The organism is Bacteroides sp. An322 (assembly GCF_002161765.1).
GTDB classification, from domain to species: domain Bacteria; phylum Bacteroidota; class Bacteroidia; order Bacteroidales; family Bacteroidaceae; genus Phocaeicola; species Phocaeicola merdavium.
This window is the reverse complement of sequence record NZ_NFIN01000004.1, coordinates 17,770-39,043: the sequence shown is the minus strand read 5'-3', so window position 1 is coordinate 39,043 and position 21,274 is coordinate 17,770. Positions and strand designations below refer to the sequence as shown.

Sequence of the window (21,274 nt, the reverse complement as noted above, 5' to 3'; positions counted from 1 at the left end):
GACCTTCACTTAGACGTGGCATAGTTGGCTCACACTGTTTTCATTACATTACAAATTTACGTCCAGCAAAGTCAATGGGAAAGTATCTGTCTTTTTATTTGTTTGCCCCCAAAGACAATAACTATTCTAATAGCTGTTCCCTATGACTTTCAATGTATCTCATAAAGTCGTAGAACTTGTGATTGCGTTTTCTTATTATACGCGGTCGGAACACAAACCAGTTTAGAGCAATCCACAGCAACAGAATAGAATAGGCAATTATCCCCCAATAAAATGAATGGAAAAATGTATATTCATATCCATAGAGTGCAAAACCAATTGACAAAAAGAAAAAATATAAGTTCAAGATAAGATGCTGCTGTCTGTATTCTCGCTTTTTTATTCTTAAAAGATTATCTATATAGTCAATATTGGTACTATCAATTTTCAGTCCATAATAAAGCCGAAGAAGTCTGCCGTAGGATAAAGCCGGCAGCATAAAGCCTATGGACAACAAAGTAATGCCCACTTTGGTGACCGTCAGCAAGGGTGTCCAACATATCCAGATAACCGCTCCAAAGACAATGGCTAATATCATAAGCGTAATGACGGCATAAGCCTCTCCGATTCTGCGTAATCTGAAACATTTTATCTTTTTGCGTATGGCAGACAAATCTGCAGCAGGTGCCTGCTGTCCTTTCCATAAGGATTTTATATCTATATCATTCATCATTATTACGTATTTTTTTTGCTAATGTGGATTTTATCCGGTGTATCTTTACACGTACATTTGCTTCCGACAGGCCTGTGATTTGAGCTATTTCCGCTTGTTTCAACTCTTCGAGATAAAGTGAAATAACCAAGCGGTCCATTTCCGGAAGCTCGGCTATGGCTTCATACAGAATTTTCACCTGTAATGAATTATCGCTCGGCTCTTTAGCAAACAGGTTCAATGGGACTTCTGTTTGAGAAATACGATTCTGACGCTCTCTTTGGCGCAAACAAATGTTTGTGGCAATACGAAAAATCCACGTTCCTACGGATGATTCACCTTTGAAAGTGGGAAGATATTGCCACACACGGACAAAGACATCTTGTGCCAAGTCTTGCGCCAAAGAATAATCATTGAAATAGCCCATACATAATCGGAAGACCTTATCCCAATAGACCTTATATAAATACTCGAAACTCACGGTCTGTCATTTAAAAAGTCCATAATCTGTTGTATATACCATTCCCAGTCATCAAACATAATGAAATGCAATCCTTTATTCGCGTATTCCAACCGGATGTTCGGCAGATTGCCAAACTGTTGCTCAATCATAGGAGCTATTTTCTTAAAAGGATACTCCAACAAAACTAATGTTGAAACGGAAATGTTTGGTATAATGGGTCTTAAATCTATGTTGGAATACTCATAATACATATGGGCATAAGTCGTTCTGTCAGATGACAAGCTCCATTTGACGAGATTGTCATACCGAAGCGAATCGCTCGTAAGCGATGTTGCGCTGATATAGGCTTGCCTGTAAAATTGCCCCTCATCTATCTTGCGCATTTGAGATTCAAACTCGTTGAACTCTTCGGGAGCAATCTTTTTACTCTGAAAATCGGGATTATAAAGAGCCGCCAAACAAGGAAGTGCATCTACAACGACAATGCCTTTGACTAAATTTGGCTGGCTTGATGCTATATAAAGAGCTAAGCCACCGCCCATACTATGACCTATGAGTATAGGATTTTTTATATTTTCTTTTTGAATGAACCCAATAATCTGTTTTGCCCAACTATCAAAGGACGGATTCTTTTCGGGAGGAATACCTGCAAATCCAGGCATCGTTAGAATGTAACAACTGTAATTGTTTTGTAAGCTATCAACCGTCTGTTCCCATACTTCACCAGAACACGCGAAACCTGGAATCAGAATAATGGCTTGTTTCCCATCACCTACACGTTGCACAGAAAAAGATTGAGCAAAGCTCGTATCTATGATTCCCAATAACACTGCACACAGCAGCCCGATTTTACAAATTAAATTCTTCATCATTTTATTCTTTTTCCATTTAGATACGAAACTATGTGTAAGGGGCACAGAACGATTTGTGTATAAACGGACGGCGATAAAACAATCGTTATTCTTTTATTATCAGCGATTTATGATGTAATTGATTAAATGGGGAATATAAAACAAAATGTGACATTGCTTTACATTGGCGTTACATCTAAACGCTCTAAATCCGGCTTTTGATACATTCTCTTTACATTGGGGTTGAAATATGCCTTAAAAGCCCTCAGAATAGGCTGTAAACGCGAATTTACGGCTGTTCTGAGGGATTTCTTTTTGTTTAGAAGTCTGTTTAAGTGATGTTTTAGGGGGCTGTTTTGCCGGATGTTTCTTTATGCTCCTGAAATGTTAAAAACATAGTTGGGGATACCTTTGGGGATACCAGTTGGGGATACCCCTGATTCCTGAAAATGCGCTTAAAATAAAAAGTTGGGGATACCTTTTTAAACGGATTTAACGTGTGTGGATAGTGTGAGATTGCTTTTAAAGTGGCGTTTTGGATGCGGTTTACCGTTATTTAGAGGGGGATAGTATTATGTTTTCCGCTATGTTTGTCGGTGTAATTCCTGTGTAAACCATTGATATATAGTGCGTAATTTGCGAAATAGCTGTATATTAGCGTCGAAAAAGCGTGTGTGTGGCGCAAATGTGGCAGAATAGGACAATGGGTAGTCCGCTCCGCCGTGCGAATCCGGCGGAATTGTTAGCGGTTCGAATCCGCTTTCTGCTCCAATCCTTGTTTTGTTTTAAAGCATCTGCCCTGCCAGCCGCGACAGGTGCTTTAGTGGTTTTCATTAGGTATTAGTCAGGAAACGCTCCCGGTGAAAGTCCGGGAGCTTAATTTTCAGAAGTATGGGAAATATTATTAAAACCATTTTAGATGAACATTTGGAAGTAGCCAGACTTCGGGATGCGATGGGGACGATTTTGGTCTTGCTGAATACAGATCTGCAAATTAATCCATTCTGCCCAGAGCCTCATTCTGAGGTGTTGAAAGCCATTTATACGGGTATTGTCGAACTGAAAAAAGAAAATAAAGAAATGGCTGAAAAACTGGCTAATTTAAGTCAATAGGTTGCTCTTTCTTTTGGTTGTTCCCACTCTCATCATCCCATATTAATGTAATGATAGGAATGCTTTTGACTTGTGCGCAAAGCTGGCATTGTATTTTTATATCATCTGCCGGATTTAGTATGGGATATGGGAATTTCCCATAATCAAAAACAAAAAAGCCATTTTCCTGATTAAGGTTGTTATATTCAATGCGGATGTTCCTCGCTGTATTCTGGCCAATATTCTGTATTACCAGACGGTTCTGTCCTTTATCACGAAATGCTCTTAAATTAGCACGTAATGATTCTTGCTTCTCTTTCTTGTTTTTCTCTATCGTATATTCATTAATAGCCAGTTGTTGCTTGTCAATTTTCTTTTTGGTTCTAAAATAGGTGTATATGCTACCGATAATGGCAGCAATTGACAATATATCAGATAATTCTATTTCCATACTATTCATATAAATCAGTTTTTAAATATGGTTTAAAGCGGTTACTCCAGCCGTATCACTCCGATGACCAGTGCCACGTGGTGGATTCTGTCCAGCGGCAGCTCGAAAGGCTCGTACCGCTCGTTGTCCGACACGATGAGGACGTGTTCCTTGTCCGATCCGGGCTTTATGCGTTTGATAAGCGGGCCTTGATCCGTGTCGAGCACATACACCTTGTTCCACTGGAAGAAGATGTCGCTCATCGGCAGGCGCTTGCATGCCACGATGTCGCCGCTGTTATACTTGGGATACATGCTGCTGCCCTTCACGCTGATGAGGAATTCCGCTCCCTTGAACGTAGGGATGACAAAGCGTTCGCACTCGTACTCCAGCACGGTCTGTTCGCCTGCAAAGACCCCAGCCATCGCGCTGACCGGAATCAAGGGGATGCCTTCCATGGGCGATGAAGCCGGACGGGCTACCGGTATATCCCCTTCTTTCTTTTTTTCGCCCTTGTCCGCACGAAGCATATTGCCTTCGCCGGTGAGAAGCCAAAGTGGATTAATATCTCGACAATAGTCTATTATTTTATTCAATGCGCCTTCACCCATATCAGCATTTCGTTTCTTCTGAACGCTAATATAACCATTGGATAAACCTATTTCTTTTTCTAATGCAGTAGGTTTCAGCTTTTTATAATCCAAATATTCGTATAATCTTTCAATCGCTTTCATTTTTAACAGAAAATTGTCGATAAATTATTTGTTTAAATAGACAATAGTCTATATATTTGCAGCATCATTTAAAACTAAAAGATACGGACAAAGATAATTAATAACTTTAAAAAAACAATGGATATGAAAAGATATTGGTTTGAATTGGAAGATGAGAGACATCAGGATTTGGGTGCGGCGATTCCGGATGGCAGCAGCAAGCAGGCAGCCATCAACAAGGCACGGCAATGGATAAAGGACAACGGTATCAAAAGAGCCATGCTCGTAATCAATAGTATGCGTACCGATAACCTCTTGGATGTAATTGATATAGAACTGGATTAAATAATCAATTAAAAACAATAGTGATATGGCAGAAATACTGATGCAATACGGCGGTCGCCGTAAACTTGCCGAAAAGTTCGGCGTGAGTGTGATAACCGTAAAAGAAGCCTTGAAGTTCCGCACACGGAGCAACACGGCGAACATGATCCGCAAGGCTGCCCTCGAAATGGGCGGCGTGCTGCAGGGAGCGAAAACAATGAAGGAAGGGCTTGGTACGGATAACCAACCATCTCAATCTGACTAATGATTTAAACCCCATTTGAAAACCATTTAAAACAAGGTATAGGTATGAAAGAATCAACCCATCAGCAGGCTGCGAACCTGCAAGTGTTTTACAACGAGAGCGAGAACGTAAGTATCCGGACAGAAGTAATTGGCGGCGAACCGTGGTTCGTGGCGAAAGATGTGGCTTTTGCCTTGGACATTACTTGGAACGGAAAGACTTTAGCCAACATCCCTAACGAGTGGAAAGGGATGAGGAGTTTCCTCACCCCTTCTTCCGGTGACCGTGGAGGAGGGTCGCAAACATTGACAGTGGTTAACGAAGCCGGGCTGTACAAGCTGGCGTTCCGCAGCAACAAGCCGGAAGCCGACCGGTTCGTCAACTGGGTCGCTTCGGATGTTCTCCCCAGCATCCGCCGCACAGGCAGCTACACGGTCGGACAGCAGGAAGAGCGCAAACGCCTGCCCTTGCCGAAGTTCCGCCCCTACTTCAAGGAGTGGAAGGAAAGCCTCACCCCCTACATCCGCCGCCACGAGCTGGAGATTGTGGCGAAAGCCGCCGAAGTGACGCTGGCGCACGTGATGAAGGTATGGGCGGGCACTACGGTAAGCCGCCGTATAGCAGAAGCCATCACGAAGATGGCGAAACTCAACCGCAAAGACGGTGTGGAATACGAAGAAGATAAACCGCTGTACGAGCAACTCTGTATTGAATGGGAGGAATGAGCCATGAAAGAGCATAAGATTGATTATAAAAAGTTGGAGAGGATATTGGACGAGATGATAGCACACGCACAAACAGCCAAATCCGAATGCCATAAAGAGCACCCGGATTTGGTTACATTATGTGACAATAGCATAGAGGAGATGTGGAATTTAGTCAGCGACGCCGAAAGATGCATCTGTCCTCTCCACTGAACTGTCATAGATATATGCTTTCAATCTGGGATTCCAGATGTTGATACTGCTGATTATAATGTCCAATGCCTCTCTGAAAATAATAGTTTCATGAGAATAGGCTTTAAACTTGATCATGATATTTCGAGAAAGTACATCACCCTTTCTTGCAGATTTGGCCTCCTTGACAATAGAAGCATTAAAAGCTTTTGCAAGCGATTTAATCCGGTTGAATTCATTAAGACAAGTATCATGCCTGTTAGACTCAATTACGACAGAGTAAAAAGATTCATAAACATATACAGTATTCATAATCAAAATAAAGTTTGAGTTAGCCGCTACAAATGTAGCAAAACCGTTCCGGTCCGCGACGGATAGGGACGGAAAAATGAAGAGTTAATAATTAAGAATGAAGAATATGAAAACACTATACATACTCCTCGGGCTTCTGGCGGCAGCTGTGGCGAACTGCTTCACCCCCGCCGGAGCGGACCTGATAATCACCATCACTCTTTGCGCCCTCGCCGTGCCCGTAGCTATACGGATGGACAAGGAGGCGCGGAAGTGACGGCACAGGGAGCGCCTGCAGGATGGCTGGCAGCCGGGTCCGATTCCCGGAGGCGCACGAATCTAAAAGAAACAACGATATTATGGAAATGTACGGAAACACGTTATGCGTCAGCTTTGCGGAGCTTGTAGGCGGGGGGCTTATTAGCCAGCCGACCTATAAGAAGTACATCCGTGAAGGCAGACTGATCGTGATGCAGCGCGGCGGCAACGGCCGCGAAGCCCTGGTGGCATACAAGTCGATGCCCGACGGGCTCCGTGCAGCCTACGACGAACGCTACAAGGAAGCGAGGAAGGAAATGGAACGCAGGGAACACGAACGATACATCAGCACGCGGATACGCTTCGACGCCGAAGCGGTGAGGTTCTTCAAGGAATACCGCCCCGAAATCAGCACCGAAAGACAGCTGGAATACATCCTGAACGCCCAGGTGATGAACGAGATGGCGCGGGTGGAGAAGCAACGCGAAGCCGAGCACCGGAAAGGCGGGTTCGCCCGGCGTGCGGAGACGTGGAACAGCGTGCTGCTGACCTGCGAGAAGCTGAGGGAGGCCACCGGGCACACGCTTCCGAAGAACGCGGCGAGGCTGCGCGAGAAATTCAACGCCTACAAGCGGGAGGGATACGCGGTGCTGGTGAACGCCAACACCGGCAACAGTTCGGCACGGCGCATCGGCAGGCAGGAGGGCGCGCTTCTGCTGAAGCTGAAGCGGAGCAAGTTCCCGCAATACACCGACGCGCAGATCTTCGAGGAGTACAACCGCCAGGCAAGGCTCCGCGGCCTGAAGGCCATCAAAAGCCTCACCACGGTACACAACTACCTGTATGCGCCCGAAATCATGGTGTGGTGGTACGCTGCGGTACACGGCGAGCGGGAGTTCAAGAACCGCTATATGCCGACTTTCGACACCGTGCTGCCCTCGATGCCCGACTCGCTGTGGTACTCGGACGGCACGAAGCTCAACCTGTATTACAAGGCGTATGACGAACGGCAGAAACGCTGGACGGCGCGCACCACCGACGTGTACGAGGTGATGGACGCCTGCTCGGAGATGTTCCTGGGCTATTACATCGGCGACGGGGAGAACTTCTACACGCAGTACCAGGCCTACCGCATGGCACTCACGCAGTGGAAGGTGAAGCCCTACGAGATAGTGACCGACAACCAGGGCGGGCACAAGCGGCTGGAGTCGCAGGGATTCTTCCGCAAGATATGCCATCTGCACAAGACCACGATGCCCCACAACGGGCAGTCGAAGACCATCGAGTCCGTCTTCGGGCGTTTCCAGCAGCAGGTGCTGCACAAGCTTTACAACTTCACGGGGCAGAACGTCACCGCCCGCAAGCTTTCCAGCCGGGCGAACATCGACCTCATCACGGCGAACATCGACGCGCTCCCCACGCTGGACGAACTGAAGCGGCAATACGCCCGCTGCCGTGAGGAATGGAACGACAGCGTGCACCCCACCAGCCCCACGGGAATGACCCGGAGGGAAATGTACACCTCGATAGAGAACCCGAAAGCGCAACGGCTTGACGGATACGAGGCACGGGAAATCTTCATGCTCTTCTCGCAGAAGCCGGTGGAATACACCCGGGAAGGGTTCTGCTTCGAGCTCGGGAAACGGGAATACCGCTATATGGTCTACACGGACGGCGGCGACGTGGACATGGGCTTCCACCTGCAGAACATAGGCCGCAGGTTCCTCTACCGCTACGACCCCGAGGACATGACCCGCATCGAGCTGTGGGCTGTGACGGACACCGGTGCCAAATACGCCGCCACCGCCACGCCGAAAGTATCCGTCCACCGCGCCACGCAGGAACGCACCGATGAGGAAAACGCGCACCTGTTCCGCCAGCTTGACCTTAACCGTCGTACGCGTGCCGCCATGCACATCGCACAGGAGGACCTGTTCATCGAGGAGGCGATGGGCGAGGCGTACGCAAGGCTCCGCTTGCCGCGTCCGGTGGCAGTGAGCGAAAAACAGCTGGACGCCTACCGCGAGGAGATGAAGCAAGGCACGCTCCGCCCGCCGGTTCCGGTGCCCGGCACGGAGCTTCCTCCCGAACCCGTGCTGGCTTCCGACCCGCTGGCGTTCGGCTCTCCGGGCGATTATGAAAAGCAGGTGTCAGGCCTCACCTTTGACGAACTGGACTGCGCGGGAAAACTTTGACAATTAATGACTGATTAAATACCGATAAAACAATGAAAGGACTAAGTACAGAACAGAAAGAACAGGTACGCTCGGCGCTGGCGGCGTACTGCGACAACTACCCGACCCGCAACCGTGCGGCGGAAAGCCTGCAAAACGTAAGCTCCGCCACGGTGAGCCAGCTGCTCAACGGCAAGTACGAGCTGATAAGCGACGACATGTTCACGCGCATCGCCGTCCAGATCGGCTTCAGTTTCGAACACTGGCAGCTGCACGAAGGCCGTGCGTTCCGTGAGATCACCTACGCCTTCTCCGACGCGCAGTCGTACAAGAACGTGACGTGGGTGGTGGGCGATGCCGGATGCGGGAAGACCACAGCCGCCATCGAGTACCGGCGCACGCACCGCAACGTGTTCTACATCCTCTGCTCGGAAGACATGCGCCGTTCGGACTTCGTGCGCGAGATTGCCAAGCAGGTGGGCGCGCCCACCGACACCGCCAACCTGCGCGACATGCTGGAAAACGCCATCTCGATGATAGCCTTCCTGAACGGACCCCTGCTGATATTCGACGAGGGCGACAAGCTGACCGACTCGGTATTCACCTATTTCATCTCGATTTACAACCGTCTGGAGGGCCATGCGGGCATCGTGTTCCTCAGCACCGACTTCATCAAGCGCCGCCTGGACTCGGGCCTGCGCTACAACAAGAAGGGCTACAAGGAAATACACAGCCGCATCGGGCGCAGGTTTTTCGAGGTGTCCCCTACAGGGGCGGACGACGTGTTTGCCATCTGCCGGGCGAACGGGCTGGAAGACCGTGCGGAGATAGACCAGGTGATAGCGGACGCCAGACGGAGCGAGAACGACTTGCGGAGGCTCAAGCGGTGCATCCATGCCCGCAGGCGGATGATCGAGGCGCGCAGGCGGAAGGAGGCGGACAATGGCTAAGCTCACTTTTGACCGCAACGCCAAGGGGGTACGCGAGGTGCTGGGCATGAAGTATGAGACGATGGACTTCGACGGTCCCTGGCTTGACGCCTTCGGCAGGCCCGAACGCCGAGGCGTGTGGATCATCTGGGGGAACAGCGGCACCGGGAAGACCACTTTCGCCCTGCAGCTCTGCAAGTACCTCTGCCGGTTCGGCAAGGTGGCATACGACTCGCTGGAAGAAGGCGCGTGCCTGACGATGCAGAACGCGTTCAGGCGCGAGGGGATGATGGAGGTGAACAAGCGGTTCCTGCTTATCGACAACGAAAACATGGAGGAGCTTTCCGTCCGCCTCAAGCGCCAGAAAAGCCCCGACATCATGGTGATAGACTCCTTCCAGTACACCGGGATGAACTACCGGCAATACATCGAATTCAAGGAACGCCACCGGCGCAAGCTGCTTATCTTCATCAGCCATGCTGACGGCAAGCTGCCCAACGGACGTGCCGCCAAGAGCCTGATGTATGACGCCTCGCTGAAGATATATGTAGAGGGTTTCCGGGCTTTCTCGAAAGGGCGCTTCATCGGTCCCACAGGCCATTATGACATCGTGCCGGAAAAAGCCCGCACCTACTGGGGAGAAGAATGACTTAAGTGAAGAATTTAAAACCATACGGACATGAAAGAGACGAAAGAAAAGCCGGCCACGCCGCAACAAATCAAGGCATTGCATGCCGTATTCCGGCGCATGGAATATGACGACGGAGAACGCCACGCGTTCATCAGCCGGTTTACCGAAGGGCGGACAGACAGCACGGCGGGGCTCACGATGGGCGAAGCGTACAGGCTGTTGGACGCATTGAACGGGAGGGACAGCGCAGCCGCACGCGAGGAGGCACGGAGGGTATGCAGGCAGATATATTCCCTGTCTTTCCGGATAAGCTGCCTGAACAAGGGCTTCGCCGGCGACACGCCGGAGGACTTCGAAATGAACAAGGCGAAAATCAGCCTGTTCTGCCGGACGCGCACCCGGTTCCGCAAGCCGCTCACGATGATGACCCTTGCAGAACTGAGGGAAGTGAAACGCCAGCTGGAGGCGATGGCAAGAAAAGAGAACCAACATTAAAACTTCATATCATGAGAAAACAATCAGAGATTGACCGGGCTATCGAAGCCCTGAGAATGAACGGTGACGGACTGAGCGAAGTGCAGATAGAGGTGCTGGAACGCCGCCGGAACGAACAGTGGGTGTTCGGCCATTTCGTGCGCGACACACCTGAAACAGAACGTGACGAAGCGGCCTTTTACGCCGCACGCGACGCCGCCCGCTTCCTGGCGGGGAAAGTAGGCATCAGCGCCCTTTGCCCTGAGCTGGAGGACGAGACGGAACCGGAAGCGGAAGAGGGAATCACCTTGAGCCGCAAGGAATACGACGCACTGCTGAAACGGCTGGAGCGGGTGGAGCGGCGGCTGGGCCTGCGGTCGCAAATCAACAAGGAGACCCGCAAACCTGCAGCCGATACCGATGCCACCGACCTCATCAGCCAGGCGGAAGCGTGCCGTTACATAGGCTGCGGCAAGAGCACCATCAAACGTTGGGCGGACCGTGGGCTGGTGACCGGTTACCTGAAAGGCAAACGGGTGTATTACAGCCGCAGGGAGCTTGACAGGAGCGAGGTCGTGAGAGAACACCGGGCAGAGAATAAGGAAAAGGAGGAATGCCATGGAACAGACTATCGAAACCTTGCAGAATGAGATTATGGAGCGGATATGCCGTTTCGGGCTGATGGACCAGACGGTGATGCTCCACGAGCTTGCCGACTTCTGCGAACAGCAGGCGCTGGAAGCGATGAAAGCCGAATACGGGCTTCCGGATATGGAAGACAATGAACAGGACATTATTTACTAACCGTTTAAAACATATCAATATGGATTTGACACAACTGACAAAAGAACAGAAAGCCGCCCTGAAGGCACAGCTGGAGGCGGAGGAGAAAGCCGAAAAGGCACGGGTGCAGAACGAACGCGACACGTACAAGGAACTGGTGGACGCCGCGGTGCATAGCAACGTAAGGAAGCTGCAGGAGCTTTCCGCAGAAATGGAACGGGTGAAGGCGGAAGTGTTCGGCGAGTTCGCCGCCCTCATCCGGACCAAGAACGAACTGTTCAGCACGAAGATGAACCGCCAGAGCGACACTTTCACCACGCAGGACGGGCGGATGAGCATCACGCTGGGCAACCGCGTGAACGAAGGCTGGGACGACACCGTGGAAGCGGGCATCGCCAAGGTGAAGGAATACCTGAACACCCTTGCCAAGGACGACAACAGCGCCGCACTGGTGGAAACCGTGATGGGCCTGCTCGCCAAAGACCGGAAGGGCGCGCTGAAGGCGAACAAGGTGCTCGAGCTGGAGAGGCTGGCGGTGAAGAGCCAGAATGCCGGATTCATCGACGGCATCAACATCATCAAGCAGGCGTACCGGCCGGTGCCCACCTGCCAGTTCATCAGCGTCACCGTCAAGGATGACAAGGGAGTGGAAACCAAGCTGCCGTTATCTTTATCCGCGATGTGATTATGGAAAAGGTTCTGGACATAGGTGACAAGTTCACTTTCCGCGGCTCCTCCCTGAGAGTGGAGCCTGCAACGTCAAACAGCGAAGGCGGCGCCTCGTGCGAGGGCTGCTACTTTTTCGAGCATGCTTTCGGATGCTATAACGATTACCAGTGTATAGGGAAAAACCGCCCTGACGGCACGGACGTAATATTTAAGGAAATAAAGGAGGAATGACTATGGGTACGGAAAAAAGATACATACACAAACGCATCAGCATCTGCCGTGCATGCAAGGGTACCGGCAAAATCGTGACCTTTGACCGGCTTGACATCCTCCGGCACAACCCGAAGAGTTTCACCTGCACGCAGTGCGGAGGGACCGGACGGGTGGTCATTTACGGGGAAACCAGCATCACCGTGGAACCGTTCATGGAGGGAAATGCCAATGGATGACTTGTTCAAGCCCCGCAGGGTGGCGGTTCCGGTCCATTACAGCATGATCAACCAGTTCATGTACCTGTGGATAAGATGGAACCGCCCCTGTGACCTGCGGGTGCAGCGTTCGGAGAAGGACGCGGAGACGGTCGGCATCTGCTTCAATGTGGAGAACAATGACACGGTGGACATGATGCGCGACGTTGCCAATGTATTGAGAGTTGATATTTATGACTTAAACGGATGACTGTGCGAACATAAACGGCCGGAACCGGATGAAGGCTTCCGCCTATGAGAAGAAAAAGACGATACGAATCCCCCTGCAATCCATGAGAGTTGCGGGGGGATTTCTTCGATAAACACCTGTAAATGCGGAAAATTTACGGAAAAACCGTAACTTTGCAACTATAAGGTTTTCAAAAGGTATCAGGGTATGGCAAAGCATGGAAAACAAAAGATAGTGGGGCTCAGCTATGTTTCACGGGTGGAGGACATCGTGCGCATCTATGACGAACACGCACGCAGCGGGCTGTCGAACCGCGAAATCCTCAGACGGTATATCTGGCCCAAGTACCGCATCTGCGAGAAGACGTTCTACAACATCATCAACGCCAGCGCCGACCCGCGCGTCATCCGCAGGATATCCGATGCGAACCGGCAGCTGGAACTGTTCTGAGCAAACGTACCGCACTACTCATTATGAATTGTCAATTGTTCATGCACTCTGCAGGCGTAGTCGGCAATGTCCTCCACCAGTTCGTCATGGTTGTGGTTGGTGCTGCTGCCCGTGCGGCGGAACATGCAGAACGAAGTCCCGCCATCGGCTCCCTGCAGGTTGAAAAGGGCATTATCTATGCGGTCTAACATATCAAAACGTTCCAATGCGTCCGTCTGGAAGATGCTTCCGTCCTTGGCGCTCCCTTTCCACCGGGTGACGATGTGCAGGCGTATGTCCACGTCTGCCTGCTGTGCCAACCCGCCCAGTGTCGTCCACCTTACGGGGCGGAACTCGACAAACACCGCCGGGGTATCGAACGGCTCTTCCTGCTCAATGAACTCCACCTGCTCGTTCCACAGGTCGAAATGCCTCAGTGCCGGCTGTCCGGCTTCGTCTGTCAGCCGTTTCAGTCTGTCTATGAGGCTGAGGTAAATCAGTTTTCTCATATATGTCTATATATTTATGGTTTTATGGTTGTCATTCTTCAAAGATTCTTTTCGCGTTTTCAAGGAATATCCCTTTCAGCAGGTCTTCCAGTTGCGGGTGGGTGCTGATGAACCGACGTTTAGGAATGGTTATCTTGCTCCCCACCTTCTTGAGCGCCATCGCCCGGTAGAATTCGGCTTCGGCGGTCAGGGTGCGGTTGTGCCGGTTATTCCGCGGGCTTCCGTCCTTCCTGCGCTGCAGGCGGTTGCTGAACCCGTCGGCGGCACGCCCTCCGGTCACGGTGTGGTACCGCCACCAGAAATAATTCTTCATCTTCCTGGTGACGGTAATGGTGCCTCCCTCGTTGTGGATGCGGGCGTACTCCAGCGCCGAACTGAATACCACGCTGTCCCTGCCGGTAATCTCCGCATGTATGCTCCGGCGCAAATTGCCGGTACGCACCAGAAGCCCCCGACTCTTGTCATCGTTGTACTTGCGGCGCGCCCACTTTTCGTTGAAGAACGCCTCGCGTTCGAAATTGCGGTCGAACTCTTCCGCCACCTCCACCTTGACATCTTTCAGGGTTTCGCGCACAAGACGGTTGACACGTTTTTTCAGATCGTCCATTATTTTTTTCGGTTCATTCATTGGTTATCCGAATTTTTGTTGTACTTTTGTCGGTGACCGATGTTTATTACTTACTTTCTTGGGCAAATAAATCTAATTGACTTTATTTGAGACAAGATATTAAAAGAATACCCTCTATGGTGGCTGGAACGAAAGAACCAGCGGCTTTTTACGCCCGTGTAATAAGCGTCGGTCACATCTAAGGAGGGTTTCTTTTTTGTTTTTACCGTATAAATTCTTATTAACATGACCGACAAAAAGAATTTGATTGAAATCCTCAACATCGAGGGAAACGAAGTGGCGGTGTCCCGCCAGGGTGTTAACAACTGCATGGTAAACCTCACCCAGATGGCGAAGTCGTATGGAAAGGGGAAACAGGTTGTCGAACTTGACGGAAAGGAGGGCTGACGTATGGCACAGCAATATAATCTCGAAGAAATGCAGCGGCTGTTCAGCACGGTCAGCCCCGAAGAGTTGGGTGAATCGCTCGACAATATACTGTTCACCGCCACAGTGAGCTACCTTGACCCCACCCAGGGGTGCTCCACCGAACAGAACGTGAATGACGTGACCAACGTGCGTTTCCTGCTGGAGACACTGCGTGAGTGTGTAAGAAAATAAATACCGCCTCATTTGTTTGATATTTAAATATTAAACCGTATATTTGCAATGGGTAGCATTGAAGTACCGCGCCTGATTTGTAGTTCAGGAATGTATGGGCTTCCTTGCTACTCTTTCTTTATGCCTTTTGCTATTTTCTCAAAGCTGGCGGATATGCTGTGGAGCACTATTTCTCCCCATTTGTATTCCCTGACAATAATCCAGCTTTTTTCTCCTGATACTTCACATTCGAATATATGGGACAGCTTCACGTCCTTCTTGTTATCCCCGTCTTTATGATATTCGACCGCTCCGATGTAATCAGCTTTTGAAAGTATGTTTTCTATTTCCAACAGCATTTTGTTCTTGGCAAAATAATGCTTGTGGGGCTGGTTTGTCCATTCCTTCAGTGACGCTCCGGATATAAGAATAGGTCCTGGCAGTTCTTTACGTACTATAGTCCTTCCCTGTAAAGGTTTCGCCATACGCCTGATATTCCCAGCATTCCCCCGTTTCATCTCCTGAAGTAGCCTGCACGCCTTACATAATTCGTTGTCCGGAATGTCCGCCGCCAGCTTCATCTTATCGGGCCGCCACTGACATGAATTGCATTTGCGGATGGTATAGGCGTTGTATGCCGGAAACGTCGCCATGCGCTTGCCGGGGTTGAACATGAACATCTCCTGATACTTCCCGGCAGTGGCCTGGCTGCCGAGGTTCATCGCCTCGCGCTCATCGGATACGGGATGTTTCCCTTTGCGTACCTGTACCACGGTGCAGCGGCAGTTCCACCCGTTGGGCGGGAAATATTTGTCCCAAAACGGGCTGGTTACCGGCAAGGTAATATTGTGCAGCATCCGGTGGGTACGGCGTACGCGGTCATCGCCAATGGTGCGGTACTGGAGCAAATAACGTTCGCCGTCCCGCTCGAACTTCTTCCATCGTGCCGCCATCAGCGCGGAAGCATGCGCAAAGTTGTATTCCGTGCGCAGGTAGTCCACGTTATAGGATTCATGCACCTTTTGAACGTCATTTAAAAAGCGTTCAAAAGGTTTTGGGCTTCCTTCTTCATCCAACAGGGAGGGGAACGCCTCGTTCAGCTCGTGGAACACCTTGATGCCGGAGAATACGTAGTTCGATTCCTTGAGCCGTTGTACGCTGATGTCGTCCAGTGGCGTTTCGCGCAGGGCGGAGTCCACCGCGCGATCCAGCACACCGGCATGGGCACGGATGAACCGCTGCACCTCTTCGGCCGTGAGGCTTTCGGGAGACATGTCCCGTTGCCGCCACAGCCACGCCATCAACAGGGTGAACCCCGCTTCCAGGCTGAAGGAATCTGTATCCGTACTTTCCGGATCTTCATCCGCAGCGAGCGTCAGCGTTTCGGCGTAGCGTCTGTGCAGCCCCGTGTAGTCACCGGGGCTCAGTCGAAAAAAGCGTGTCCCTCCTTTGGCCTGGCCAGCTTCTGCTTTTCCCGCTGTGCCGTTTCCCGTTCCTTGCCTTTCACCAGCGGCATATTGTACTTTTCGATGAAATACTGCGGGTCCACCTCGTAACGTTCCAGCAGCATCCGTTCGTATGCCACCTGCTGTTCGGGGGTATAGTCCACCGATTCATCCCACGAGAAGCGGAATCCCTTCAGCGGGAATCCGTGGCGGATCATGCGGGGAATAAGCTGCCAGTTCACGAGGTCGCGGATGAAGTCGGCATCCTTCTGTATCAGGTTTTCGAGCATCTGGCGGTGCACCTGGCTTTGCGAGAGGCTCGCCCCGTCCTCCATGGTCATTGTCACGGTAAGGATGCCTTTGGAAAGCTCCGAGTTGCAACGGTCGATGCGTTTGTCGTACACGTTGAACGCGTCGGCACGGGTCGATTCCTTCAGGTCTACGGTGGTCCCTTCAGGAAACAGCCCGTAAGCGGCGGCACCCATGTCGCGCAGCATCCGTTCGATGCGGTCGTATTCCTTCGGGTCACGGCTGGTCGTGGTCGCCACGCGCAGGGGCATTCCGAACACTTCCCCGAACATGTCCCAGAAGGCGCACATGTTCTTCTTGGGAATGGTCTGCTGGGCGCATTTCAGGTATAGCCCGAGGTCATGTGTGCCTCCCGCCTCGATGCACCACTCCGCCATGTCGCTGTGCCGGTAGTCGTAGCCGGTCTGCCAGGTGTCGTTCTCGTGCGTGACGATGACCCCGTATTCTGGGATGACGTGCGTACGAGGAATAAGATTTACGTAACTGTATGAAAGTTTTCCTTCCGTTTCAGCCACTTTCCCAAGCTCGATGAGCGAATGCCCGTAGAAGATGCTCTGCAGGGACAGTTCCATGAACCGCTTAAACCACGGGACTTCGAAGAGTTCCGTCAGTTCCGGTTTCTCATTCCCTTTCGCATCGCAGATACGGAAACTTTTGTTAAGAACGAACCCCATGCGCTGCTGCACACATCCGGTCAGGTGCAGGTCGGCATCCACATCGGTGTAGATGTTCAAAAGCCGCGTGCGGTTAGGGCTGTCCACATTGATGGCCCACTGCCAGGCACGCCGCCAGTCATTCAGGTCCTTGCGCGTCAGGGCTTCTGTCAGCAGCTGAAGCTTGACGCTCATATCCTTTATCCGGCGCATCTCGGAAGGGTGCATCCGGTTAAGGTATTCTATTCTCGGTTTCTTTGCCATAATCGTTACCAGATATAATTGTTCCTTTTTTCCGACCCATAACGTACGGAACTTACGGAAGATCCGCCTTCCCCGTCCTCTTCTTCACATACCGGCAAATCCATGACGGCCTTTCCGGACTGCACTTTTTCAAGGAAAGAAATCCCGGTTTCGAACTGTTCCTTGCGTATCTCGTAATTCATCCTGCCCGGCAGGCTGAGCACCATGAAGTAAAGCGCGAAATCGGCGACCAGCCCTACCAGGTCGTAATTGCGACCTTCCCCTTCGGCGGAGAAAGCCCGCCGCATGTCATAGCGCCCGTCCAGATAGCTTGTGATACGGTCCATCGCCCGGCGTTCGGCCGTCCAACGGTTTTCCTCGGTGGCCTGCTGGAGTATTTTCAACGCGTCAGCGGACACCTGTATGTAGTCATTTTCTGTTATGAACATAATCACCATGTATTTTTAGGAGGCTGCCTTCTGCCTATCCTTGGCACGAAGGCCTCCTCGCGTGTCTGTTTCTGTAATTTGTACACAGCCCCTTCGCAGGCATCGGGGAAATCGTCGTGCGCCCGGCTTCCCTGTTCGAAAGCAAGGGTCTGCTCGATGCCCGTCCGCAGGTCGGGGTCGTCTTTCAGCTTCTCGTTATAATAGAAATATCCGCGCTCCCACAACGGACTTACCGCCTCGATACGGGCGAACTTGTCGGGTTTCTTACGTTTGTCCGGCATCAACGGAAGCTGGTACCCACGGCTGTCCCCTTCCCGTTGGAACTCGTCAAGAATGGTGTCCTGCATGAAGTTCGCTTCCATGTAGAAGTTCCCGGCGGCATCCTCCGGCAAATCCTCGTAAAAGTCGTACACCCACCGTACCATCTCGCCCACTGAGCACTGGCGGCAGAAAGCCCGGAGCAGGTGAAGCTCCCTGTGCGATGCCGTCTTCAGTCCCCGGCGCGGACGCCCGATCACCGCCACGGCCTTATAGTCATTCTTTCCGGTAGACTTCCACGACGGGTCAATATAGGCCACTATCTGTTCATAATATCCCGGCTTGAGCATCCTGCGCCAGCGTATCCATTCCTGACGGAACACCGCCCCTTCGGTAATGGGGTTGTTCATGTACTCTTTCTGGAACGAGCGGTAACCCATGAATTCTTCCAGCCCGCGCAGGTATTCCGCCGTGTAGCGCTCGGGCCACGACGGATTCCCGTTTTTGTCAATAGCATTCACCGAACTGGTATGGACAGTCGGGCTGTCGATGATCTTCTGCAGCACGCTGTTCCGGCTCATGAGGTTCCCTACCATGATAAAACGGCCTCCCTTGCCGCCGAAACATCCGAAGAGGGCCTCCTTTACCCATTTGGTCATCTCCCTCACGCGTGCCTCGCTCCGGCACATTTCGTCATCGTCCAAATCGTCAACCACAATATAATCGGGGCGCATCTCGCGGAAACGCAATCCTCGGGGCGACTGCCCGCGTCCGCGCGAGAAAAAGGCGCAGTTGTCCCGGGTAACGAATTCCCCTTCCTGCCATATCCCGCTTCCCGACTGTTCGCCGAAATCGGCGGTGATATACTGGTTTGACTGCAGTTCCGCCTGCAGGTCCCCTAACAGGGCATCGGCGTTGTCCTCGCTCTTGCCCACGAGCACCATTACATGCAACTGCCCGTTGAACTTCAGCCAAAGCGGGATGCCGATATCCAGGTGCACGGACTTGGCGTGTCCCCGGGGCCACTTGAACACGGCGCGCATGTTGGGATGCTCCATTACATAACGGGCGGCATCGTTCTGGAACTTCGCGTTCGGGGACTCGCAATAATGGGGCAGGTACCTTTGGCAGAAATAAGCGTAGTCCTTCAAGGCGCGGGCTATGTTCCGCCTGCGCTCCGCCTCGCTTTCCGTGCGATTCCCCGATGTAAGCCGTTCCACCCGCCTGCAGTGTTCCTTCCACCGCAACATCGCCGCTTTCCGCTCCTGTTCCGTCATAAACTTCCCCCTTTCTGCGAGAAGATAGCGTTCAGGTAGTCATTGTGCAGGCGGTTCACTAAACGGAACGTCTCGCCGGTCATTCCGGGGTACCCACCACGGTTTTCCTCCAGCCACCGCTCGAAGTCGATGAGCGTGTCCACACGGTCCACCACGTTCGATTTCTTCTCCAGCTTCTCGATGGCGGTGGCGGTCTTCACCAGCTTGTCTCCGATACCCGACAGCATGTCCTCGTTCCCCGGTTCGCCAGCCTTGTCGAGCAGCGCGTTGATGGATTCCAGCAGACGGTTGACCAGCTGCGGGCGCGTGATGCTCCGTGCCGCCCTCATTTCCTTCCATCCAAGCGTGTTCACCCACCGGCTGAGCGTCTGCCGGCTTACATCCACCTTCTGCAGGATATCCTCCTGCGGAAGGCCGGAAAGGTAAAGCACCCTTGCCAATTCCTGTTTCGTGTCATTCTTTGCCATGCCTTTTAATTAACGGTTAAACATCATCCGGTACAAAATTGTGCCGTTTTGGTCAAACCCGGAAAAAGGCGTGCAACGGTTGCGGACAATGCTGCAAGGCTTGCGCAATAGCATGCAACCGTTACACACTTTTTTGCCGCTCCGGACTCTCCGCACTAAATTCGCTGCAAAACATGAGTGGAATGAAACGTATCAGAATATCCAATGAGACATTGAACAGCTACGGCACGTGGATCAGAACCGATGGCGTAGACATAGAGCAATACTTGCGCAACCCCGTATTGCTGTGGATGCATTACCGGGGAAGGATCATCGGGTGCATGAAAGACGTGCGCATAGAGGATGGGGAAATCACGGGTGAACCTTATTTCGACGAGGTACTGGAGGAATCGCGTGTGGCAAAGGCACAATATGAGAAAGGGACCCTGCGTATGTCTTCCGCCGCCTTCGACATCATAGAAACCAGCGATGACCCCGCGCAGATGAAACCGGGACAGACGCGCCCCACCGTCACGAGGGCGAAGCTGGTGGAGGTGAGCATGGTGGATATCGGAGGCAATGATGACGCCATCGTGCTGAGCCGCGGAGGAAAACGGCTTACGCTGGCAACCGGGAAAGACTGCGACGCCTTGCCTTTGCTGGAAGCAAATACAAAAGAATCCATAAATCTTAAAAATCGAACAAGCATGAACGAACAACTGAGAACCATCGCCCTGATGCTGGGACTGGCGGATTCCGCCACGTTGGCAGAAGTGCAGCGGGAAATCAACCTGCTGTTGGGCTACAAGAATGCGAACGCCACATTGCGCACGGAAAAGGAAGACTTGCGGAAGGAACTCGACACGCTCCGCCTGAGCGGAATCGCCTCGGCAGTGGACGAAGCGGTTGCTGCAGGTAAAATCGACGCGGTACGGAAAGCCCACTTCATCGAGCTGGGGAAAAAAATCGGCATGGAAAGCCTGAAACTGACCTTTGACGCCATGCATGCGGCTGTAAGACCGTCTGTCTTATTGGGCGGCGGGAATGTCCGGAAGGACAGTAACATCGGCGGTTGGAAAAAACTGAGTGAGGTGCCCGCCGAAGAACTGAAATTGATACGTGAGACCGACCGGCAACTGTACCAACACCTGTATAAGGCAGAATACGGCATCGAATGTCCGGAACTTAAATGATTGTTGAACATTGATTAAAAACTGGAAAAATGAGAAAGGAAATCGTAAAATTCACGACCGGCACATTATTGAATGTGCTGATGAGCATTGTTATCCTGGCCTTGCTCGGAGTGCCGCATGCCGCACCTTTCGGTGCGGTTGTCGGAATTGTCCTGCCGATGGCGTTAGGCAAGTTCCTGCCCGAAGGGGCTGCTTTGGAAGGTGTCTATACTGAAGTATGGACAGGTGAACTGGTCAAGCGCTTGCGCGGCGGTCTGACCGCCTCGTGGCTGGACGGCGTATCCGA

Annotated in this window: 30 protein-coding genes and 1 tRNA gene; 19 read left to right on the top strand and 12 right to left on the bottom strand. The window is 51.7% G+C overall.

The features are described 5' to 3' along the window. Positions 1-121: 121 nt before the first annotated feature. The 3 genes from B5F91_RS03315 to B5F91_RS03305 are packed head-to-tail and all read right to left on the bottom strand — an operon-like array spanning position 122 to position 2,026. On the bottom strand, positions 122-712 hold the full coding sequence (locus B5F91_RS03315; protein ID WP_144025062.1) for a hypothetical protein: 591 nt from the start codon (positions 710-712) through the stop codon (positions 122-124). Continuing rightward, positions 702-1,172 carry a sigma-70 family RNA polymerase sigma factor gene (locus B5F91_RS03310; RefSeq protein WP_087427697.1) on the bottom strand — a complete coding sequence of 157 codons (471 nt, stop codon included), beginning with the start codon at positions 1,170-1,172 and terminating at the stop codon, positions 702-704. The genes B5F91_RS03315 and B5F91_RS03310 overlap by 11 nt, the downstream gene beginning before the upstream one ends. Next, positions 1,169-2,026, bottom strand: a complete 858-nt coding sequence (locus B5F91_RS03305) for an alpha/beta hydrolase (RefSeq protein WP_239416207.1) — start codon at positions 2,024-2,026, stop codon at positions 1,169-1,171. The genes B5F91_RS03310 and B5F91_RS03305 overlap by 4 nt, the downstream gene beginning before the upstream one ends. 669 nt (positions 2,027-2,695) lie before the next feature. Here B5F91_RS03305 and B5F91_RS03300 point away from each other — a divergent pair. Both B5F91_RS03300 and B5F91_RS03295 read left to right on the top strand, forming a co-directional pair. Further along, positions 2,696-2,776: transfer RNA gene (locus B5F91_RS03300), tRNA-OTHER, on the top strand. Between the two features lie 120 nt (positions 2,777-2,896). After that, positions 2,897-3,118, top strand: a complete 222-nt coding sequence (locus B5F91_RS03295) for a hypothetical protein (protein ID WP_087427696.1) — start codon at positions 2,897-2,899, stop codon at positions 3,116-3,118. Here B5F91_RS03295 and B5F91_RS03290 read toward each other — a convergent pair. Together B5F91_RS03290 and B5F91_RS03285 are read right to left on the bottom strand one after the other, a co-directional pair. Next, complete coding sequence (locus B5F91_RS03290) at positions 3,102-3,557, bottom strand: hypothetical protein (RefSeq protein ID WP_144025061.1); 456 nt, start codon at positions 3,555-3,557, stop codon at positions 3,102-3,104. The two genes, B5F91_RS03295 and B5F91_RS03290, sit on opposite strands and share 17 nt — an antisense overlap. Positions 3,558-3,589: 32 nt before the next feature. Further along, positions 3,590-4,261, bottom strand: a complete 672-nt coding sequence (locus B5F91_RS03285) for a S24 family peptidase (RefSeq protein ID WP_087427694.1) — start codon at positions 4,259-4,261, stop codon at positions 3,590-3,592. A gap of 123 nt (positions 4,262-4,384) precedes the next feature. Between B5F91_RS03285 and B5F91_RS03280 the strand changes: the two genes are divergently transcribed. From B5F91_RS03280 to B5F91_RS03215, 14 genes are all read left to right on the top strand, one after another. Further along, positions 4,385-4,585, top strand: a complete 201-nt coding sequence (locus B5F91_RS03280; RefSeq protein ID WP_087427795.1) for a hypothetical protein — start codon at positions 4,385-4,387, stop codon at positions 4,583-4,585. A 25-nt stretch (positions 4,586-4,610) separates the two neighbouring features. Beyond that, a complete protein-coding gene (locus B5F91_RS03275; protein WP_087427693.1) occupies positions 4,611-4,829 on the top strand; it encodes a hypothetical protein in 219 nt (72 codons plus the stop codon). A gap of 44 nt (positions 4,830-4,873) precedes the next feature. Then, on the top strand, positions 4,874-5,533 hold the full coding sequence (locus tag B5F91_RS03270) for a BRO family protein (RefSeq protein ID WP_087427692.1): 660 nt from the start codon (positions 4,874-4,876) through the stop codon (positions 5,531-5,533). A 589-nt stretch (positions 5,534-6,122) separates the two neighbouring features. Beyond that, positions 6,123-6,272 carry a hypothetical protein gene (locus tag B5F91_RS15145; protein ID WP_158099888.1) on the top strand — a complete coding sequence of 50 codons (150 nt, stop codon included), beginning with the start codon at positions 6,123-6,125 and terminating at the stop codon, positions 6,270-6,272. 82 nt (positions 6,273-6,354) lie between these two features. Further along, positions 6,355-8,448, top strand: coding sequence for a hypothetical protein (locus B5F91_RS03260; protein ID WP_087427794.1), 2,094 nt, complete (start codon positions 6,355-6,357; stop codon positions 8,446-8,448). 32 nt (positions 8,449-8,480) lie between these two features. Further along, the gene (locus B5F91_RS03255) at positions 8,481-9,377 is read left to right on the top strand and encodes an AAA family ATPase (RefSeq protein WP_087427690.1); all 897 of its coding nucleotides are present in this window, start codon (positions 8,481-8,483) and stop codon (positions 9,375-9,377) included. Then, positions 9,370-10,005 (top strand): ATP-binding protein, encoded by a 636-nt coding sequence (locus tag B5F91_RS03250; protein WP_087427689.1) that lies wholly within the window; start codon positions 9,370-9,372, stop codon positions 10,003-10,005. The genes B5F91_RS03255 and B5F91_RS03250 overlap by 8 nt, the downstream gene beginning before the upstream one ends. 30 nt (positions 10,006-10,035) lie before the next feature. After that, entirely contained in the window at positions 10,036-10,482 is a 447-nt protein-coding gene (locus tag B5F91_RS03245; RefSeq protein WP_087427688.1) for a hypothetical protein, read from the top strand. 11 nt (positions 10,483-10,493) lie between these two features. Then, positions 10,494-11,111 carry a helix-turn-helix domain-containing protein gene (locus B5F91_RS03240; RefSeq protein ID WP_087427687.1) on the top strand — a complete coding sequence of 206 codons (618 nt, stop codon included), beginning with the start codon at positions 10,494-10,496 and terminating at the stop codon, positions 11,109-11,111. Continuing rightward, positions 11,080-11,265, top strand: a complete 186-nt coding sequence (locus B5F91_RS14830; protein ID WP_144025060.1) for a hypothetical protein — start codon at positions 11,080-11,082, stop codon at positions 11,263-11,265. Before B5F91_RS03240 ends, B5F91_RS14830 begins: the two co-directional genes overlap by 32 nt. Before the next feature lie 19 nt (positions 11,266-11,284). Next, entirely contained in the window at positions 11,285-11,929 is a 645-nt protein-coding gene (locus B5F91_RS03235; protein ID WP_087427686.1) for a DUF3164 family protein, read from the top strand. A 217-nt stretch (positions 11,930-12,146) separates the two neighbouring features. Further along, on the top strand, positions 12,147-12,362 hold the full coding sequence (locus B5F91_RS03225; RefSeq protein WP_087427684.1) for a hypothetical protein: 216 nt from the start codon (positions 12,147-12,149) through the stop codon (positions 12,360-12,362). After that, on the top strand, positions 12,349-12,591 hold the full coding sequence (locus tag B5F91_RS03220; protein WP_144025059.1) for a hypothetical protein: 243 nt from the start codon (positions 12,349-12,351) through the stop codon (positions 12,589-12,591). Before B5F91_RS03225 ends, B5F91_RS03220 begins: the two co-directional genes overlap by 14 nt. Before the next feature lie 186 nt (positions 12,592-12,777). Then, entirely contained in the window at positions 12,778-13,020 is a 243-nt protein-coding gene (locus B5F91_RS03215) for a hypothetical protein (RefSeq protein WP_087427682.1), read from the top strand. 14 nt (positions 13,021-13,034) lie between these two features. On the opposite strand, the gene B5F91_RS03210 is transcribed toward B5F91_RS03215, so the two are convergent. Further along, the gene (locus tag B5F91_RS03210) at positions 13,035-13,508 is read right to left on the bottom strand and encodes a hypothetical protein (protein ID WP_087427681.1); all 474 of its coding nucleotides are present in this window, start codon (positions 13,506-13,508) and stop codon (positions 13,035-13,037) included. A gap of 31 nt (positions 13,509-13,539) precedes the next feature. After that, positions 13,540-14,115, bottom strand: coding sequence for a phage morphogenesis protein (locus B5F91_RS03205; protein WP_239416205.1), 576 nt, complete (start codon positions 14,113-14,115; stop codon positions 13,540-13,542). 246 nt (positions 14,116-14,361) lie between these two features. Between B5F91_RS03205 and B5F91_RS15140 the strand changes: the two genes are divergently transcribed. Together B5F91_RS15140 and B5F91_RS03200 are read left to right on the top strand one after the other, a co-directional pair. Continuing rightward, entirely contained in the window at positions 14,362-14,523 is a 162-nt protein-coding gene (locus B5F91_RS15140) for a hypothetical protein (RefSeq protein WP_158099887.1), read from the top strand. A 3-nt stretch (positions 14,524-14,526) separates the two neighbouring features. Continuing rightward, positions 14,527-14,736, top strand: a complete 210-nt coding sequence (locus B5F91_RS03200; protein ID WP_087427679.1) for a hypothetical protein — start codon at positions 14,527-14,529, stop codon at positions 14,734-14,736. A 107-nt stretch (positions 14,737-14,843) separates the two neighbouring features. Here the strand turns inward: B5F91_RS03200 and B5F91_RS03195 are convergent, their stop codons facing one another. From B5F91_RS03195 to B5F91_RS03175, 5 genes are all read right to left on the bottom strand, one after another. Beyond that, positions 14,844-16,016 (bottom strand): phage minor head protein, encoded by a 1,173-nt coding sequence (locus tag B5F91_RS03195; RefSeq protein ID WP_087427678.1) that lies wholly within the window; start codon positions 16,014-16,016, stop codon positions 14,844-14,846. A gap of 122 nt (positions 16,017-16,138) precedes the next feature. Then, positions 16,139-17,230: a DUF935 family protein gene (locus B5F91_RS03190; RefSeq protein WP_239416203.1), complete on the bottom strand. Its 1,092-nt coding sequence runs from the start codon at positions 17,228-17,230 to the stop codon at positions 16,139-16,141. Between the two features lie 161 nt (positions 17,231-17,391). After that, the gene (locus tag B5F91_RS03185; RefSeq protein WP_158099886.1) at positions 17,392-17,814 is read right to left on the bottom strand and encodes a DUF1320 family protein; all 423 of its coding nucleotides are present in this window, start codon (positions 17,812-17,814) and stop codon (positions 17,392-17,394) included. A gap of 2 nt (positions 17,815-17,816) precedes the next feature. Next, the gene (locus B5F91_RS03180; RefSeq protein WP_087427675.1) at positions 17,817-19,349 is read right to left on the bottom strand and encodes a hypothetical protein; all 1,533 of its coding nucleotides are present in this window, start codon (positions 19,347-19,349) and stop codon (positions 17,817-17,819) included. Continuing rightward, entirely contained in the window at positions 19,346-19,816 is a 471-nt protein-coding gene (locus B5F91_RS03175; protein ID WP_087427674.1) for a hypothetical protein, read from the bottom strand. The genes B5F91_RS03180 and B5F91_RS03175 overlap by 4 nt, the downstream gene beginning before the upstream one ends. A 182-nt stretch (positions 19,817-19,998) precedes the next feature. Between B5F91_RS03175 and B5F91_RS03170 the strand changes: the two genes are divergently transcribed. Continuing rightward, positions 19,999-20,988 carry an HK97 family phage prohead protease gene (locus B5F91_RS03170; protein WP_239416202.1) on the top strand — a complete coding sequence of 330 codons (990 nt, stop codon included), beginning with the start codon at positions 19,999-20,001 and terminating at the stop codon, positions 20,986-20,988. Positions 20,989-21,274: the final 286 nt, after the last annotated feature.

Coding starts and splice junctions, on each gene's coding strand:
- B5F91_RS03315 (WP_144025062.1), bottom strand. CDS start 712: ATGATGAATGATATAGATATAAAATCCTTATGGAAAGGACAGCAGGCA.
- B5F91_RS03305 (WP_239416207.1), bottom strand. CDS start 2,026: ATGATGAAGAATTTAATTTGTAAAATCGGGCTGCTGTGTGCAGTGTTA.
- B5F91_RS03295 (WP_087427696.1), top strand. CDS start 2,897: ATGGGAAATATTATTAAAACCATTTTAGATGAACATTTGGAAGTAGCC.
- B5F91_RS03290 (WP_144025061.1), bottom strand. CDS start 3,557: ATGAATAGTATGGAAATAGAATTATCTGATATATTGTCAATTGCTGCC.
- B5F91_RS03285 (WP_087427694.1), bottom strand. CDS start 4,261: ATGAAAGCGATTGAAAGATTATACGAATATTTGGATTATAAAAAGCTG.
- B5F91_RS03280 (WP_087427795.1), top strand. CDS start 4,385: ATGAAAAGATATTGGTTTGAATTGGAAGATGAGAGACATCAGGATTTG.
- B5F91_RS03275 (WP_087427693.1), top strand. CDS start 4,611: ATGGCAGAAATACTGATGCAATACGGCGGTCGCCGTAAACTTGCCGAA.
- B5F91_RS03270 (WP_087427692.1), top strand. CDS start 4,874: ATGAAAGAATCAACCCATCAGCAGGCTGCGAACCTGCAAGTGTTTTAC.
- B5F91_RS15145 (WP_158099888.1), top strand. CDS start 6,123: ATGAAAACACTATACATACTCCTCGGGCTTCTGGCGGCAGCTGTGGCG.
- B5F91_RS03260 (WP_087427794.1), top strand. CDS start 6,355: ATGGAAATGTACGGAAACACGTTATGCGTCAGCTTTGCGGAGCTTGTA.
- B5F91_RS03255 (WP_087427690.1), top strand. CDS start 8,481: ATGAAAGGACTAAGTACAGAACAGAAAGAACAGGTACGCTCGGCGCTG.
- B5F91_RS03250 (WP_087427689.1), top strand. CDS start 9,370: ATGGCTAAGCTCACTTTTGACCGCAACGCCAAGGGGGTACGCGAGGTG.
- B5F91_RS03245 (WP_087427688.1), top strand. CDS start 10,036: ATGAAAGAGACGAAAGAAAAGCCGGCCACGCCGCAACAAATCAAGGCA.
- B5F91_RS03240 (WP_087427687.1), top strand. CDS start 10,494: ATGAGAAAACAATCAGAGATTGACCGGGCTATCGAAGCCCTGAGAATG.
- B5F91_RS14830 (WP_144025060.1), top strand. CDS start 11,080: ATGGAACAGACTATCGAAACCTTGCAGAATGAGATTATGGAGCGGATA.
- B5F91_RS03235 (WP_087427686.1), top strand. CDS start 11,285: ATGGATTTGACACAACTGACAAAAGAACAGAAAGCCGCCCTGAAGGCA.
- B5F91_RS03225 (WP_087427684.1), top strand. CDS start 12,147: ATGGGTACGGAAAAAAGATACATACACAAACGCATCAGCATCTGCCGT.
- B5F91_RS03220 (WP_144025059.1), top strand. CDS start 12,349: ATGCCAATGGATGACTTGTTCAAGCCCCGCAGGGTGGCGGTTCCGGTC.
- B5F91_RS03215 (WP_087427682.1), top strand. CDS start 12,778: ATGGCAAAGCATGGAAAACAAAAGATAGTGGGGCTCAGCTATGTTTCA.
- B5F91_RS03210 (WP_087427681.1), bottom strand. CDS start 13,508: ATGAGAAAACTGATTTACCTCAGCCTCATAGACAGACTGAAACGGCTG.
- B5F91_RS03205 (WP_239416205.1), bottom strand. CDS start 14,115: ATGGACGATCTGAAAAAACGTGTCAACCGTCTTGTGCGCGAAACCCTG.
- B5F91_RS15140 (WP_158099887.1), top strand. CDS start 14,362: ATGACCGACAAAAAGAATTTGATTGAAATCCTCAACATCGAGGGAAAC.
- B5F91_RS03200 (WP_087427679.1), top strand. CDS start 14,527: ATGGCACAGCAATATAATCTCGAAGAAATGCAGCGGCTGTTCAGCACG.
- B5F91_RS03195 (WP_087427678.1), bottom strand. CDS start 16,016: ATGGCGTGGCTGTGGCGGCAACGGGACATGTCTCCCGAAAGCCTCACG.
- B5F91_RS03185 (WP_158099886.1), bottom strand. CDS start 17,814: ATGTTCATAACAGAAAATGACTACATACAGGTGTCCGCTGACGCGTTG.
- B5F91_RS03180 (WP_087427675.1), bottom strand. CDS start 19,349: ATGACGGAACAGGAGCGGAAAGCGGCGATGTTGCGGTGGAAGGAACAC.
- B5F91_RS03175 (WP_087427674.1), bottom strand. CDS start 19,816: ATGGCAAAGAATGACACGAAACAGGAATTGGCAAGGGTGCTTTACCTT.
- B5F91_RS03170 (WP_239416202.1), top strand. CDS start 19,999: ATGAAACGTATCAGAATATCCAATGAGACATTGAACAGCTACGGCACG.